The organism is Algibacter lectus, assembly GCF_004368925.1.
Classification (GTDB): Bacteria; Bacteroidota; Bacteroidia; order Flavobacteriales; family Flavobacteriaceae; genus Algibacter; species Algibacter lectus.
The window spans coordinates 1,148,201-1,163,853 of sequence record NZ_SORL01000007.1; the positions used below are offsets into that span (position 1 = coordinate 1,148,201).

At 33.3% G+C, this 15,653-nt stretch carries 16 protein-coding genes; 13 read left to right on the forward strand and 3 right to left on the reverse strand.

Translation table 11 applies throughout. The features are described from left to right. Positions 1 to 39: 39 nt before the first annotated feature. From DFQ06_RS05560 to DFQ06_RS05580, 5 genes are all read left to right on the forward strand, one after another. On the forward strand, positions 40 to 612 hold the full coding sequence (locus DFQ06_RS05560) for a Crp/Fnr family transcriptional regulator (RefSeq protein ID WP_133966534.1): 573 nt from the start codon (positions 40 to 42) through the stop codon (positions 610 to 612). Positions 613 to 700: 88 nt separating this feature from the next. Then, positions 701 to 1,201: a GlcG/HbpS family heme-binding protein gene (locus DFQ06_RS05565; protein WP_133966536.1), complete on the forward strand. Its 501-nt coding sequence runs from the start codon at positions 701 to 703 to the stop codon at positions 1,199 to 1,201. Between the two features lie 4 nt (positions 1,202 to 1,205). Then, the gene (locus DFQ06_RS05570) at positions 1,206 to 2,732 is read left to right on the forward strand and encodes a Dabb family protein (protein WP_133966538.1); all 1,527 of its coding nucleotides are present in this window, start codon (positions 1,206 to 1,208) and stop codon (positions 2,730 to 2,732) included. A gap of 13 nt (positions 2,733 to 2,745) precedes the next feature. After that, entirely contained in the window at positions 2,746 to 3,462 is a 717-nt protein-coding gene (locus DFQ06_RS05575) for a 3-ketoacyl-ACP reductase (RefSeq protein WP_042506597.1), read from the forward strand. A 66-nt stretch (positions 3,463 to 3,528) separates the two neighbouring features. Next, the gene (locus DFQ06_RS05580) at positions 3,529 to 5,172 is read left to right on the forward strand and encodes a sulfatase-like hydrolase/transferase (RefSeq protein ID WP_133966540.1); all 1,644 of its coding nucleotides are present in this window, start codon (positions 3,529 to 3,531) and stop codon (positions 5,170 to 5,172) included. A 1-nt stretch (position 5,173) separates the two neighbouring features. On the opposite strand, the gene DFQ06_RS05585 is transcribed toward DFQ06_RS05580, so the two are convergent. Together DFQ06_RS05585 and DFQ06_RS05590 are read right to left on the reverse strand one after the other, a co-directional pair. Next, positions 5,174 to 6,013, reverse strand: a complete 840-nt coding sequence (locus DFQ06_RS05585) for an AraC family transcriptional regulator (protein ID WP_133966542.1) — start codon at positions 6,011 to 6,013, stop codon at positions 5,174 to 5,176. Positions 6,014 to 6,090: 77 nt separating this feature from the next. Next, positions 6,091 to 6,936, reverse strand: coding sequence for an AraC family transcriptional regulator (locus DFQ06_RS05590; RefSeq protein ID WP_133966544.1), 846 nt, complete (start codon positions 6,934 to 6,936; stop codon positions 6,091 to 6,093). Positions 6,937 to 7,071: 135 nt separating this feature from the next. Here DFQ06_RS05590 and DFQ06_RS05595 point away from each other — a divergent pair, with 135 nt between their 5' ends. Genes DFQ06_RS05595 through DFQ06_RS05605 form a run of 3 tightly spaced genes read left to right on the forward strand, consistent with a single transcriptional unit; the run spans position 7,072 to position 10,398 of the window. Next, on the forward strand, positions 7,072 to 7,974 hold the full coding sequence (locus DFQ06_RS05595) for a carbohydrate kinase family protein (RefSeq protein WP_133966546.1): 903 nt from the start codon (positions 7,072 to 7,074) through the stop codon (positions 7,972 to 7,974). 3 nt (positions 7,975 to 7,977) lie between these two features. Further along, positions 7,978 to 9,534, forward strand: a complete 1,557-nt coding sequence (locus DFQ06_RS05600) for an L-fucose/L-arabinose isomerase family protein (protein WP_133966548.1) — start codon at positions 7,978 to 7,980, stop codon at positions 9,532 to 9,534. 18 nt (positions 9,535 to 9,552) lie between these two features. Further along, entirely contained in the window at positions 9,553 to 10,398 is an 846-nt protein-coding gene (locus DFQ06_RS05605) for a class II fructose-bisphosphate aldolase (protein ID WP_133966550.1), read from the forward strand. Between the two features lie 122 nt (positions 10,399 to 10,520). Here DFQ06_RS05605 and DFQ06_RS05610 read toward each other — a convergent pair whose 3' ends face one another. Next, positions 10,521 to 10,760, reverse strand: a complete 240-nt coding sequence (locus tag DFQ06_RS05610; RefSeq protein WP_042498918.1) for a cupin domain-containing protein — start codon at positions 10,758 to 10,760, stop codon at positions 10,521 to 10,523. Between the two features lie 125 nt (positions 10,761 to 10,885). On the opposite strand from DFQ06_RS05610, the gene DFQ06_RS05615 reads away from it, so the two are divergent. The 5 genes from DFQ06_RS05615 to DFQ06_RS05635 are packed head-to-tail and all read left to right on the forward strand — an operon-like array spanning position 10,886 to position 15,632. Beyond that, positions 10,886 to 12,046, forward strand: a complete 1,161-nt coding sequence (locus DFQ06_RS05615) for a cytochrome P450 (RefSeq protein WP_074935619.1) — start codon at positions 10,886 to 10,888, stop codon at positions 12,044 to 12,046. 12 nt (positions 12,047 to 12,058) lie between these two features. Then, complete coding sequence (locus DFQ06_RS05620) at positions 12,059 to 12,367, forward strand: 2Fe-2S iron-sulfur cluster-binding protein (protein ID WP_074935620.1); 309 nt, start codon at positions 12,059 to 12,061, stop codon at positions 12,365 to 12,367. A gap of 7 nt (positions 12,368 to 12,374) precedes the next feature. After that, complete coding sequence (locus DFQ06_RS05625) at positions 12,375 to 13,622, forward strand: NAD(P)/FAD-dependent oxidoreductase (protein WP_133966552.1); 1,248 nt, start codon at positions 12,375 to 12,377, stop codon at positions 13,620 to 13,622. Positions 13,623 to 13,634: 12 nt separating this feature from the next. Then, on the forward strand, positions 13,635 to 14,750 hold the full coding sequence (locus DFQ06_RS05630; RefSeq protein WP_133966554.1) for a Zn-dependent alcohol dehydrogenase: 1,116 nt from the start codon (positions 13,635 to 13,637) through the stop codon (positions 14,748 to 14,750). 15 nt (positions 14,751 to 14,765) lie between these two features. After that, positions 14,766 to 15,632: a LamG domain-containing protein gene (locus tag DFQ06_RS05635; protein ID WP_133966556.1), complete on the forward strand. Its 867-nt coding sequence runs from the start codon at positions 14,766 to 14,768 to the stop codon at positions 15,630 to 15,632. Positions 15,633 to 15,653 lie beyond the last annotated feature (21 nt).

Here is a 15,653-nt window from a genome sequence, read left to right on the forward strand (position 1 = left end):
GAATACATAGTGATATAAAAATTTAGAACTACGCTTTTAATGATAAACGATTTATTAATAAAAAATATAACTAAAAATGTAGCTTTTTCTAAAACAGAATTAGAAGAATTCACCCAACTATTTCACTCCAAATCCATTAAAAAAAAGGAATTCTTGTTAACCCAAGGTGAAATATGCAAATTCGAAGGTTTTGTTTTAGAAGGTTGTTTCAGAATATTCATTATCGATAAAAAAGGTAATGAGAACACTTTATACTTTGCCGCTAAAGATTGGTGGCTAATGGATATTGATAGTTTTATGAACCAAATTCCTTCTAACTTAAATATGCAAGCTTTAGAAGACAGTAAGGTTCTTTTAATGAATAAGCAAGATAAAATAGCGCTATACGATAGGTTTCCGAAGGTTGAAAAACTTTTTAGAATTATGTCTCAAAAAGCTCTGGTTTCATGGCAAAGGCGATTAATAAATAATCATTCATTCACAGCAAAAGAAAGATATTTTCATTTTATTGAAAAGTATCCAGACATTGCATCAAAACTTACAGATAAACAAATAGCAGGTTACCTTGGTATTCGGCACGAATTTTTAAGTAAGATAAAAAGGCAATCTTAATTTAATAATATTTTTTTACATGTTGAACTTGTTCAACTGTTTTCTATTAATGGTTTCTAATTTTTGTAATTCATAAAAAATCAGAAAAATGAATTCATTAAAACATTTTAAAATTTGTGTCATTCTAATTATGGTCTCATTAACATCAAGTTTGGCAAATGCTCAATTATCAAATGATATTACACATAATGATGCCTTAAAAGCGCTTTTAATAGCAAAACAAAAAGCAGAAGAATTAAATGTTCTCGTTAACATTGCCGTAGTTGATGCTGGCGCAAACCTAAAATCGTTTATAAGAATGGACGAATCGTTTCTTGGAAGTATTGACATTGCTATAAAAAAAGCAAAAACATCACGCTACTTCAATATAGCTACAGGCGATTTAGGAAAGCTTAGTCAACCAGGAGGAATTATTTATAACATTGAACATTCTAATGGTGGCTTAATTACATTCCCCGGAGGAATCCCAATAATAGATCAAAATAAAAATATTATTGGAGCTATTGGTGTTAGTGGTGGCACTATAGAACAAGATCGAGATATTGCCATTGCAGGAGCAAATGCTATTTTAAATAACTTAAAAAACTAAAAACATGAATCTTTTAAAAAACATACTTCTTCTTGGCCTTTTAGTGTTATCACAAATAAGCTTCTCCCAGATATCTGATGATGTCATGCTTTACCGAAAAGACTTCAAAAGTATATCTGGAAAAAACACAGTTTCTGTAACTAGTTACGAGAAAGACGGCTCTCATTATGTATTTGCAGGTGGCGTAGGTAATATTGATGTCTATAGTTTAGATAAAGAAGGTATTCTAACCCCAATAAGCAACCATGAACTTTATATGAAAAAAGGTCCTGCTCGAGGTATGGTTGCAGACCGTATTAATGGAACAGATTTTCTTTTTGTGGCTAACAAGCACGGCAATGTCATTGAAACATTTAAAATTTTAAACAACGGATCTTTAGAACGTGTTGCTTTAGTTGAAGACAACGATAAAACATATTTAGGAACAGCTATTACGTTACAGGTCGTTCACATGAAAAAAGCATCGTACCTTTTCATAGGCGGTTTAGAAGAAACTCCTGGGTTAAGTAGTTTTAAAATACATAATGATGGGAAGCTAACCCATGTGCAGTCTATGAAAGACGACGAAACCGTTCATACAGATGGTATCATAGGCATGTATGTGCATAACATTAAAGGAAAAACCTATTTATACACAGGCGGTTTTCAAGACAATGGCGTAAGTAGTTTTAGAGTTTACGAAGATGGTACGTTTAAAAATATTAATAACATAAGTGATAATAATACAGATAGATATTTAACAGGTGCTTACCCCGTAACTGGGGTTACCATAGCAGAAAATAAATATGTAGTTGTAGGACACAGACATCATAAATATTATAAGCGAGGTGGTTTTATAAAAAAAACCGATTTTGTATATCATGGTGATGGTGTAAGTGTTTTTAAAGTGAATAAAAAAGGAGCTTTAGTTCCGCATTTTGTTCTTAAAGATGATGAAACTACAAAGCTACAAGGGCAGACAAGAATTGAAATTATCTCAACAAATAATGCTGAAGCTATTCTAGCAGTTGGCACAAGAGACGATGCTAGCATTCAATTATTAAAGCTAAATAAAGAAGGTATCCTTACGCCTATTAATTATTTAGAAACTGGTTTTTCAATCTACTATGGGTTAAGGTCTCATAAAATTGAAGATAACAATTTCTTAATTGCAGGTTCCTTCAGGTTCGATTTAGGTAAAATAGCCAGTTACAAAATAGCTCCTAAAATAAATAGAGAGGGCAAAGTTTTAAGGCACATAGTAAACTTAAAATATAAAGAAGATGCAACAGACGCACAAATTGATACGGCTGTTAAAGTTTTTTTAGATTTAAAAAATGAAATTCCGGAAATCGCTCATATAGAATGGGGAGTAAATGATAGTACCGAAGGCGCTAGTAAAGGTTTTACTCACACTTTTACAATAACGTTTAATAGTGAACACGACAGAGAAATTTACCTCTTTCATAAAGCTCATTTAAAATTAGTTAATGAGGTAGGCCCAATTATAGGTGATGTTTTTGTAATGGACTATTGGACAAAAAACAATTAATATTCTTAAAGAAATGGAAAACTTAAACAACAAAAATGCCATAATAACCGGAGGCGGAAGAGGTTTAGGAAAAGCTACGGCAATTGCTTTTGCTAAACAGGGTATAAACGTAGCCATTACCGGGAGAACGGAAAGCCTTTTAAAAGAAACTGTTTCTGAAATTGAGGCACTTGGTGTTAGAGCCACATATGCTGTTTTTGATGTTGGTAATTATGAAGACGTAAAAACTAACATTAAACATATTATTAGCAATTTAGGCGGTGTAGATATTTTAGTGAATAACGCAGGTATTGCCGCTATTGGTTCTTTCAATGAAATGCCTGTTGAGCAATGGAGTGAAATTATTCAAACCAACGTTATGGGTATGTATTATGTTACCAAAGAAGTTTTACCACATTTAATAGATAAAAATGAAGGGGATATTATTAATGTATCGTCTACGGCAGGATTAAATGGAAACCCAAATATATCGGCGTATTGCGCATCAAAGTTTGCTGTTATCGGTATGTCTGAATCACTAATGAAAGAGGTTCGTAAAAACAACATTCGAGTAAATACGTTAACACCAAGCACTATAGAAACAGATATGACTGTTGAATTGGGCATGCTAGATAAAGGTTCAGAAAATGTGTTACAACCAGAAGATTTTGCTGATTTAATAGTTGCAGGTCTAAAATTACCAAGACGAGCAATGCTTAAAAGTGCCGCGCTATGGTCTACAAATCCATAACATAGATCTAACCAAAATTTATAGATTGATTTTCGAAATAACCATATAATATTTAGTACTTAACAAATGAAAAAAATAACTCTAATATTTCTAATATTCTCTGGAATTTTACAAGCTCAGCAAAAGCCAAACATCATTTTCATTTTAACCGACGATCAATCTTACGATTTATTAGGCTGTACAGGAAACGCCATAGTGCAAACACCTCATATTGATAAACTAGCCAATAACGGAACTTTATTTACCAATGCTCATGTAACTAGCGCCATTTGCACACCAAGTAGAATATCCATTCTATTAAGTCAATATGAACGTAAACATGGTGTTAATTTTAATTCTGGAACAAGTGTTTCAGATACGGCCTGGAAAAATTCGTACCCTGTAATTATGCGCAACAATGGCTATTATACAGGATGGATTGGAAAAAACCACGCACCAATTGGAAAAGGTGGATATAACAGCGGACTCATGGAAAAAAGTTTCGATTATTGGTATGCCGGTCATGGCCATTTAGGATTTTACCCTAAGGATAATCATGACATTTTTAACGATGCTATTGCATTTACACAACCCGAAATTATAAATGAAGGTGTAGATGAATTTTTAGATCCAAATGCTCGAAAACTAAAAGGTGCTTTGCATTTTTTAGAAGAAAGACCATCGGACAAACCTTTCATGCTATCCATTAATTTCAATTTACCTCATGGTGCCAGTACGCGTACTATGAAGCAAAAAGATTCTGATGATACTATCTATAAAACCTTATACAGAGATTTAGAAATTCCTTTACACAAAAATTATATTGCAAAAGCCGATATAAAAACACCTAAACTGCCTGAAAATCTTTTACATACAGAAGATAGACAAACAGGCTATAATTATGTAGATACCCCTAAAGACCTTAAAGAGCGTTACATTCGAGAATTACAAGCCATGACGGGTATTGACAGATTGGTTGGTAACCTTACAGCAAAACTAAAGGCATTAAAACTGCACAAAAACACCATAATTATTTTCACTTCAGATCATGGTTTATTTGGCGGCCAACAAGGCTTAGGAGGTAAAGCTTTGTGTTATGAGCAAACAACACACGTACCTATTATTATTTTCAATCCAAACACACCTAAGAAAAATAGAGGTAAAAAAAGTGATGCGCTCGTACAAACCATTGATATCGCTCCTACTATGTTAGAAATGGCCGGCATTAAAAAACCAAGTAGTTTTCAAGGAAAAGATATTTCTAATTTGGCAAATGGCGATAAAAAAGAAGTTAGAGACTACGTGTTTACCGAAAACTTATGGTCTACACATTTTGGAAATCCACGTTGCGAATCGGTTCAAAACAAGGAATGGAAATACATTAGATATTATAAAAACAACAATTTCTCTGCTACTAAAGAAATTAAGTATGCTAAAGAATTAGGAATCCCTGTAAACGAGATGCTTTATAATATGCACGACCCAGGTATTGCTGTTTATCGTGATTATATTGACGCGCCTTTAAATAATGAACAACCAGTTTACGAAGAATTATACCATTTAAAAGAGGATCCTGCAGAGCTACATAATTTAGTGAATAAGCAAGATCATGCTGAGGTTTTAAATACACTAAGAGCGCAATGGAAAATTGAAATTACACAAGCCAGAGGTACCGGAAAAGCTGAAGTTTTTAGATACACAAATGATTTATACCCAAAGGGAAAACATTAATTTATTGAATGGCATATTTTTTCCTGAATTTTAGAGGCGATACATACATGAACTTTTGAAATTGCTTATGAAAAAATGGTAGCGATTCATAACCACAAGCATAACCAATTTGTGCAATTGTTAAATCGGTATCAATCAACATTCTGCTAGCAATATTAATTCGGTATTCATTAAGAAATGTAAAAAACGGACGCCCCATCATTTTGCTAAAAAATCGCGAAAACGACTGTTCTGACATGCTCACTAAATCTGCCAATTCTTTCAAATAAATTTTTTCATGAAATCGCTTTTCAATAAAATCATGAATTTTACTCATTCTGCTGCCAAATTCAATAGGTAAATCGTCAATAAAATGGGCTTTAGATAATGTGGTATAATCACATTCTGATAAATCTGAAAGTAGATTCAATAACTCAATATATAATTGATGACTATCTAATTGAGTCATTTTTTTAATCCTTGGCAAAAAAGATGCAGCAACCTCTTTATCAAAAATAACACCTCGAGATGCGCTAGTTAACATTCTAAACAAAGATTGCAATTCTGGTACTTTTGCATAGACACCCTTATTCCATTGGATTACAATAGACTTAGATTGTTTGCCAGCATCACTATGGTTTTTCCAGCAATGTGGTAAATTAGAACGGAGTAGCACCAACTCTCCAGGTTCATAAAACCCAACATAATCACCAATATATTTGGTACCAACACTTTCTTCAATATAAGTTAACTCATGCTGAGGATGAAAGTGCCAAGGCGTATCAAAATGAGGAGCATTATATTCAAAAGCCAAAATAGATTGCTTTTTACCTAACTCAATTTGTTCTAATACTGCCTCCATAAATATTCTATTTTATCACTATTAATTCAAAAATACACTTTTACAAACAGAATAAGCTACTTATTAATTAATATATATTATCTAAAAAAAACTGCTCGATATTGAGCAGGTGTACGAGATGTAAAAAGCTTAAATTGTCTATGGAAGAAAGATAGATTTGGATACCCTGTTTCAAAAGCTATTTGCTCAATTGAAGAATCCGATTCTTTTAATAATTCACATGCTTTACTAACTCTGTATTCATTTAAATAGGAAGTAAATGTTTTCTTAAATGTTTTCTTGAAAAATTTTGAAAATGAAACTGGAGTCATAAAAACTAATTCTCCTAACTGAGAAGAATCAATTTTATCCTGATAATTATTATTTACAAAATCAATAATTTTTTCAATTCGTTTTGAAACAACAGCATCAACATCAAATCTTGCTCCTAAGCTTAATACTTCATACTTTTCTAATGATAATTCATGAAGTAATTTAATTACTTCAATTATTCTTAATGTAGGAGACATTCCTTTCATCAAAACCATTTTTTCTCCATAAATAGTTGAAACGTTTTCATTAAATATTAATCCATAGCTACTTTTACAAAGCAGTTTTTTAATTAGTAAAAATTCTTCTTTTTCCATCCAGCCTTCACCCAGTAAATTTTTATCAAACTGAATTACTGTAGACTTTGCAAGTTGCTTAGTTGTTTTATTTGTTTTCCAACAATGGGGTAAGTTTGGACCTAATAATACTAATTCCCCTGGGTGATAAGCTTTAATTGAATTCCCTACACTTCTTATACCTGTGCTTTCTGTGATAAAAGTCAATTCCCACTCAGGATGATAATGCCAAGGAGTTTCAAATTCAAGTTTTTCGAACACTCTATAATAAAATGACTCATTCGAATAATTAGATATAGGTTCAAAAACTGCCTTCATTATGTATATATTTTCACATTAGCTAAACAATAAACCAAATATATGGAAAAATAGTACACTTTATGACCAATCCTGTATTTAACAATCAGGCGTAGCTAATGGTACATTTACCTTATAATTTTAAAGGAATTAAAAATGCTATTTGATGTAATCGTTTCAGGAATGATGGTTGTAGATATTTTATCTGAAGTTCCATCTAACATAAAATCAGGAACAAAACACGAAGTTTCAAAAATAATTATTCAAGGTGGTGCACCTGCAGGAAATGCCGCTTGCGTAATTGCACAGTTAGGATTAAAAACCACTTTTTTGGGATATACCGCAGACAATACATTGAGTATGATTGCCAATCAGGAATTAATTAAATGTGGTGTTAATACCTCCTTACTCATTCAAAAGGAAGATTTTCAACCTGCAATTGCTGTTGTTGAAATAAATTCAGACAATGGAGAGCGAACGGTATTTTATTCAACAAATAATTACAAACCACTTCAACCCAAAGACCTAAATGAAGAATGGATTAAAAACAGCAGGTTACTATTTGTTGATGGTTACGATGTAGTTGGAAATTTGGAACTATTAAAAATGGCGAAAAAACACAATATCCCATCTGTTTTAGATATTGAAACAGGAGATATAAGTGTTTTAAAAGAAATGATTTCACTTGGAAGTCACATTATTTTGCCTTTGGAAGGAGCGCAAATGGTAAGTGGCTTAGAAAAACCTAAAGATTGTTTAAAAAGCCTAAGTTCATTAACTAAAGGTCAGTTAGTTATTACAGATGGTGCCAATGGTAGTTGGGCTCTTGAAAGCGATACAATTATTCATCAACCTGCTTTTCCTACAACAGTTGTTGATACAACTGGTTGTGGTGATGCTTTTCACGGCTCATACGCTGCCGCTTTATTAGAAGGCAAAAATTTAAAAGATAGATTGCAATTTGCTTCGGCATACGCATCAATAATAGCAAAACATTTTGGTGGAAGAAGCTATTTCCCAAGTACTGAAGAAATTGAACAACAAATACTAAAAAAATAAATTATGGAAACAGATATATTAGAAAAATCCGCCCTACATTCTATAAATCTAAATATAGACATCTTACAGCGCAAAGGTGTTGTAGCTGAAGAAATGGAAAAATTGATTTGTAAGGCTCGAAATAAACAAAATGTTAAAATTGGGCTTATCGGAATTGGTTTTGAGTTGCATTTTGATTGGGAAAAAGCAAAACAGTCCTATTCTGAAGCTGTAGAACAAACTAAAAGTGTTTTTAGCGTAAACAACGCATTATTAGCTTTAAAAGAGCCTGTTCAAACTAAAAAAGAATTATTAGACGTTTTAAATAATTTTAAAGCGGAAGGAATAAGCGGTTTAATTATTTACCAAGCTTCATACATTGCTGGAGACCTCGCTTTGGCCTTAGGAAATTGGTTACGTGAACACAATACCCCTTTATTAAGTTGGTCACATCCTGAAGTAACAGGAGGGCGATTAACCGCAAATAGGCTTTGTGGTCAAAACTTTTTATTAAACATTTTAAACTCATTGGAAGTTAAATACTCTTGGGTTTTCAACGCGCCTAAAACAAAACAATTAGATGTTGTTTTAGATCGATTAATTAGAGTTGTAAGTGCAAAAAAAAGAATGCAACATGCTAATATACTAATGATTGGAGGTATGCGAGTACCTGGTTTTTACGATTGTGAATTAAACGAAATGTCTATTGCTAAACATTTTGGCTTAGGAGTTGACAGAGTTGATATTGAAACGGTTTGGAAACATGGTAACAAATTTAAAAAAGAAGGTATTAATGCCATTGTAAAAAAATTAATTAACGCTAAAGAATGTAAATATAAAAAAGTAAGCGAGCGTGAATTGTTTCTTTCTGTTCGTTTTAGTTTAGCAATTGCAGATTACGTTAGACAAGGCAACTATTTGGGTGTAGCTTTAAAAAACTGGCCAGAACTATTTGACAATTACCAAATTGCAGGTGATGGTGCTGGTGCTTTAGTTCAAGATCTAAGAATTCCAGTCGCTGATGAATCTGATATGGGAGGTTTACTTACCATGATTACGATGAACGAAATTAGTAATGGAAATGCTTTGCCTACTCTAACCGATTTATCAATTTTAAATTCTGACGAAAATAAATTAGGAATGTGGCATTGTGGTGGTTCTCCAACAAAATTACTTCGTAAAGGAACTGGCTTTGAAATACGAAACCATAGTATTTTAGATAATTATGATGAGGCGCAATCTTATGGAATGTTATTGGAATTTTTACTAGAAAAAGGACATATTACCATCGCTAAATATCAATATCCACATGCTTCTAGTATGCTTTCTTTTGAAGGTGAAATTGTAGATTCTCCAATGCGATTTAGAGGTGCTTATGGCGAAGTTGCACCTAAAAATGTAAAAGCCTCAGCAGTTGTAGGAACCATTTTAAGCAAAGGTTTAGATCACCATTGGATCATTGGTAGAGGCCATATTCAAGAAGATTTAAAAGAATTTAATCATTGGGCAAACATTAAAGATTTAGAGTTTGTCCAGTCTGGAACTACAGGACGAAGTATTCAAAAAAACTTAAACTACTAACATTAAAATATTCAAAAAATGAAAAATCAAGATTTAATACAATTATTAAACAATTATAGAGAGCAAAAAAAATGTATCATTGGGTTTAATATAAATGACATATACGACTTAAAAGCGGTTGCATTAGCTGCGGAAGAAGCAAATTGTCCGGTAATGGCAATGACCTACCCTCCTGTTGTTGAATTAAATTCAAGTTTATTATGTAAAAAAATGGTTGAAGGAATTCAAACTTATACAAAACAACCTATTTATTTACATTTAGATCATAGTGTATCTGTGGATATGTGTAAACAAGCCATTGATGATGGCTATCATTCGGTTATGATTGATGGCTCTCAAAAAAGTTTGAAAGAAAACATCACAATGACTAAAGAAGTCGTAAAATATGCTGAATCTGCCGGTGTTTTAGTAGAAGCCGAAATTGGAAAAATTATGGGGCGTAACGTTATTGTAAAATCTGATACCGACTTTTTAGCAAGTGTAGCCGACGTAAAAGCAATGGTTGAAGAAGCCAACCCACATATTATGGCTGTTGGTATTGGCACATCACATGGATTTACACCAAGAACACCTAAAATTCATTTTGATAGATTGGCAGAAATATATGCGGCCGTAAGCGTTCCTTTAGTTTTACACGGTGGAACTGGTATTCCAGATGAAGATATTCAACGTTCTATCACAATGGGTGTCGCAAAGCTAAATGTAGGAACTATTGTTCACACAACTTATATGAGAGAACTATACAATGAAATTGGAAAAGACATTGCAGGTGCATATCCTCCGTATTTAATGAAAAACGTAATTCCAAAAATTAAAGATGTTGTACTTAGTAGATTGCATGCAGTGAATTACAAAAATGAGTAATTATGAATGAAATCCACCTGAAGAATGTGAAAAAACTACCTAATTAAATATTAATATAGGTGTTGATTACCTTAATGATTCTTCTTCAGGTTGACTTACTAAAAGGAAAACAATTTATCATTCTAATTTACTAAACATTGAAACTGCGGCCGTTTGAGATTCCATATATGCAGGTTTTTAAAAAGAAAAACATAAAACCCAACATAATCACCAATATATTTGGTGCTAACACTTTCTTCAATATGTACTAACTCATGCTGAGGATGAAAGTGCCAAGGCGTATCAAAATAAGGAGCATTATATTCAAAAACCAAAATAGATTGCTTTTTACCTAACTCAATTTGTTCTAATACTGGCTTCATAAATATTCTATTTTATCACTATTAATTTATAAATACACTTTTATAAACAGAATAAGTTACTTATCAGCTAAAAAAGGCTATAAATACATCGCATATTATATTCAATTTTGTTAAAAATTCAACTCATGGAAAAAAGCAAAATTTCAGACCCATTCAAAAAAGCAAGACTTGAAAAAGGTTTTGGAAAAATGAATGACCAAAACGATCCTGTAACAATGATTTTAGGTCATAAAGATGTTCGTAAATCTGCTCATAATTGGAAAACATTTCAATCTGGAGGTGAAGAAGTTGGCAGAATTGTAGTTCCTTCTGAAGTTCATATTAGAGACACGCGTCAAATTCCTTTTGAAGTGGATCCGCCAGAACATAAAGGCTATAGAGATATAGTAGAACCTTGGTTTAAGCGCCCTTTAGAAGCAAAATATCAAGAAAACCTATCTCAAATCATTAACAATGTAGTTGATGAAGCATTATCAAAAGAAACAATTGAAGTTGTTGAAGAATTTGCTTTAAAACTACAATCTAGAGCCTTAACTATATTATTAAATGTGCCTCCGGAAAAAGCAGATTTATGGATTTCTTGGGGAACTCATGTATTTAGAAGCGAAGACACTGCACTAGATAGTAGTAAAGCTAATATTTTATATGATTATATTGATGCAGAATTAGATAAAGCTATTGCTAACCCTGGAAATGATTTGTACTCTGTACTATTGGCTTCAGAAAATAATGGTACAAAATTAACTAAGGAAGAAGCAAAAGGAGTCATGATTTTAACCTTTGCAGGAGGTAGAGATACGGTTATTAATGCAGTAACAAACTCCATAGCTTATTTTGCAGAGCATCCGCAAGCTTTAGAGCGTTTGCGTGATGAGCCTGAAATAATGAACACTGCCATCGAAGAACTTATACGTTACTTCTCGCCATTAACACAAATGGGACGCGTTGTTACAGAAGACACTCAAGTTTGTGAGCATGCTTTAAAAGCACAAAGCAGAATATCTATGTGTTGGGCTTCGGCAAATAGAGATGAGCGTGTTTTTGAAAAAGCAAACGAGGTGGTTTTAGACCGAAAAGTAAATCCGCATGTTGCTTTTGGATTCGGAACTCATAACTGTTTAGGTGCCACTCACGCGCGTCAAATTATGAGAATTTTGTTAACTGTACTTACACAAAAAGTAAAATCTATGGAGATTTTAGATTGTGAAGAAAACATAGAAAATCTTGATGAATTTAAGCGTAAAGTTGGCTTTGATAGTATTCAAGTAAAATTTAATAAACTCTAAAAAAAAACGAAAATGGCTAAAATAACATTTATAACAAGTGATGGAAATACAACAATTGTAGAAGGTTCTACAGGGTCTGTGATGGAATTAGCAGTTCAAAATAAAATTAAAGGTATTGATGGCGACTGCGGTGGCGTTTGCTCATGCGCAACTTGCCATGTACATGTTAATCCAGAACAATGGGACAAAACGGGAGCGCCTGATGAACTTGAAAATGATATGCTAGAATTTGATGATAACGTAAGTGAATACAGTCGTTTATCTTGTCAAATGAAAGTTAGTGAAGATCTAGACGGACTTATCTTAACCGTTGCTAAATAACATTTTAATGAGCAGCACAACACAAAATAAGGTTTGTATAGTAATTGGAGCAAGTCATGCCGGTGTTAATTTTGCCTTTGCACTTCGAAGAGAAGGTTGGGAAGGAGAAATTATCCTGTATGATAACGATAAGGAATTCCCTTATCATCGTCCACCACTTTCTAAAGCCTATTTGACTAGTGAAGAAGGAACGGAACAAAGTTTATTATTTCCGAAGGAAAACTATAAAACCGATAACATTGTTTTAAAATTAGGTATCGCTGTAAACACTATAAACAAAGAAGAAAAAACAATTACTCTCGCTAATGGCAGCGTACAACAGTATGATAAATTAGTAATTGCAACAGGCGCTCGACCGTTCATCCCTCCTATTCAAGGTCTAGATTTGGCAAAAAACGTTTTTCCAATGCGTACTGCTGAAGATGCTATTAATATTAGAAAAACCATAAATAATTCACTTACAAAAAGAGCTGTAATTATTGGTGGAGGATATATAGGTTTAGAAACCGCCGCATCATTAAAAAAACTAGTTGCAAATGTTGTTGTTTTAGAAAGAGAAGAACGTGTTTTAGCCCGAGTTACAGCACCAGTAATGTCAGACTTTTTCACGCAATTACATCAAAATAATGGTGTTAAAGTTCTCACTAGTAAAAATGTAATTTCTATTGAAAACAAAGATGATCACAACGTTGTGGTTTGTGATGATGGCACTAAATTTCATGCCGATTTAATTGTTGTTGGGGTTGGTATTAAAGTGAATAGTGAACTCGCTCAAAATGCTGGAATTGTCATTGAAAACGGTATTAAAGTAGATGAAACCGCCAAAACGAATGATCCTGATATTTATGCCATTGGCGATTGTACCTATCATTATAATCCGCATTACAAATATTATTTGCGTTTAGAATCTGTTCAAAATGCGGTAGACCAAGCTAAAGCTGCAGCAAAAGCCATTTGTGAGCAAGAAGTAGTTTACGATACCATTCCTTGGTTTTGGTCGGATCAATTCGATGTAAAACTTCAAATTGTTGGTCTTTCAAAAGGTTATAATCAGATTATTATACGACAAGAAGAAGCCGAAAACAGCTTTTCAGCCTGGTATTTTAAAGACGACGAATTACTAGCAGTAGACGCCGTTAATTTTGCCAAAGCTTATGTGTTGGGAACAAAATTCATCAAATCAAAACAAAAACTAGACAAATCTAAAATCTCAGATTTATCCATACCATTTAAACCAAACAGCTTTTTAGCTTAAAAAAATAAAATTATGCCTATTACATCAAAAGCAGCCATTGCAAAGGGAGACGGCACTTTCATTATTGATACCGTAACCGTTGCAGATCCTAAACCAGATGAAGTTATCGTAAAAATAAAAGCTGCTGGTTTATGCCATACAGATCACGATTCTTTAAACTGGGGAAAACCTATTGTTATGGGGCATGAAGGCGCCGGACTTGTTACCGCAATAGGTAGCGCCGTTTCGAGCGTAAATGTAGGCGATGCTGTTATTTTAAATTGGGCTACTCCTTGCATGACGTGTTTTCAATGTCAAGAAGGAAACCAACATATTTGCGAAAACAACTCCCCAGTAACCGCTGGTGGCAATGGTTATACACCTGGTCATGCCCATATAGAAGGCACACTTTGGGACAACGAACCTATAGAGCGTTCATTTAATATAGGTACCATTTCAGAATATACTTTAGTAAAAGAATCGGCTTGCGTAAAGATTGAAAATAATATACCAATGCCTTCCGCTAGTATTATAAGCTGTGGTGTTATGACGGGTTATGGCTCGGTAGTAAATTCTGCAAAACTTCAAGCTGGTAGTTCGGCTGTTGTTTTAGGCACAGGAGGTGTTGGCCTTAACGTTATTCAAGGTGCCAGAATATCTGGTGCAGCTAAAATTATTGCTATCGATATCAATCAGGAGCGATTAGAAATGGCAAAACAATTTGGCGCAACTCACACTATATTGGCCGATAAAAATGATACAGGTTTAATAAAAGCTTCGGAAGAAGTTAAAAAAATGACCAACGGTAGAGGTGCCGATTATGCTTTTGAATGTACCGCCATTCCAGAATTAGGAGCTGCACCTTTAGCCATGATTAGAAATGCAGGAACAGCAGTTCAAGTAAGTGGTATCGAGCAAGAGATCAATATCGATATGCGATTGTTTGAATGGGATAAAATCTACATTAACCCTTTGTACGGTAAATGTCGCCCGCAAATAGACTTCCCTAAATTAACAAACCTCTATGATAAAGGTGAATTAATGCTAGATGAAATGATAACGCGAACCTATCCGTTAGAAAATTTACAACAGGCATTTGATGATATGCTTACTGGTAAAAACGCAAAAGGTGTTATTGTTTTTGAATAAAAAATTTAATTGAAAATGAAAAAGCTCTATATAATATTATTTACTTGTACATTATTTAACAGCGGGTTATATGCGCAAACACCTGCTCCGGAAGGAAAAAAATGGGTAAAAATCGATAATCTTTCCGATGAATTTGATGGAAAAAAATTAGATGATAAAAAATGGATAGGCGATCCTGAAAAGCATCCAGACTTCGGATGGATTGGAAGACCTCCTGCCCTATTCAAAGAAAGCTCTATCAAAGTCAACAAAGGTTTCATGGAAATTGAAGTTGGAAAATTAGATAAAACCATCACTAGCCTAAAATATAAAACACCATCTATTTACAACTATTACGGTGGTATCATTAGAGCGGTTCAACCTATTTCATACGGTCATTATTTTGAATCTAAATTCAAAATGAGTAAAACCGAAATGGGCGGTGGCTTTTGGTTAATGTCTAGAAATAATTGTGGTAAAAAACACGAAATAGACATTACAGAATCTGTTGGAAGTGTATCGCCTCTAGCTAAAGACTGGGGAAAAATTTGGGACAAAATAATGCATTCTAATACTATTTTTAGAAAAACAGAATGTAATGAAGCCACAAGAAGTCAAGACATGATAATTCCTGATGTTAAAAATTCTGATAAATTCTATACGTATGGTTGTTGGTGGAAAAGTCCAACCGAACTGTTATTCTACCTCGACGGAAAACATGTATATACCATAAAACCACCTGTAGATTTTGATCAACAACTCTTCATTCATTTTTCTATTGAAAGTTACGACTGGAATCCAATTCCTGAAGATGGCGGAAAAGTTGCTAGTGCAAACAAAGAAGACCGAACTGCTTTCATTGATTATATAAGAACTTATAAGTTAGTAGATTCAAAAGACTAAAACTTCAATTAAAATAGTATA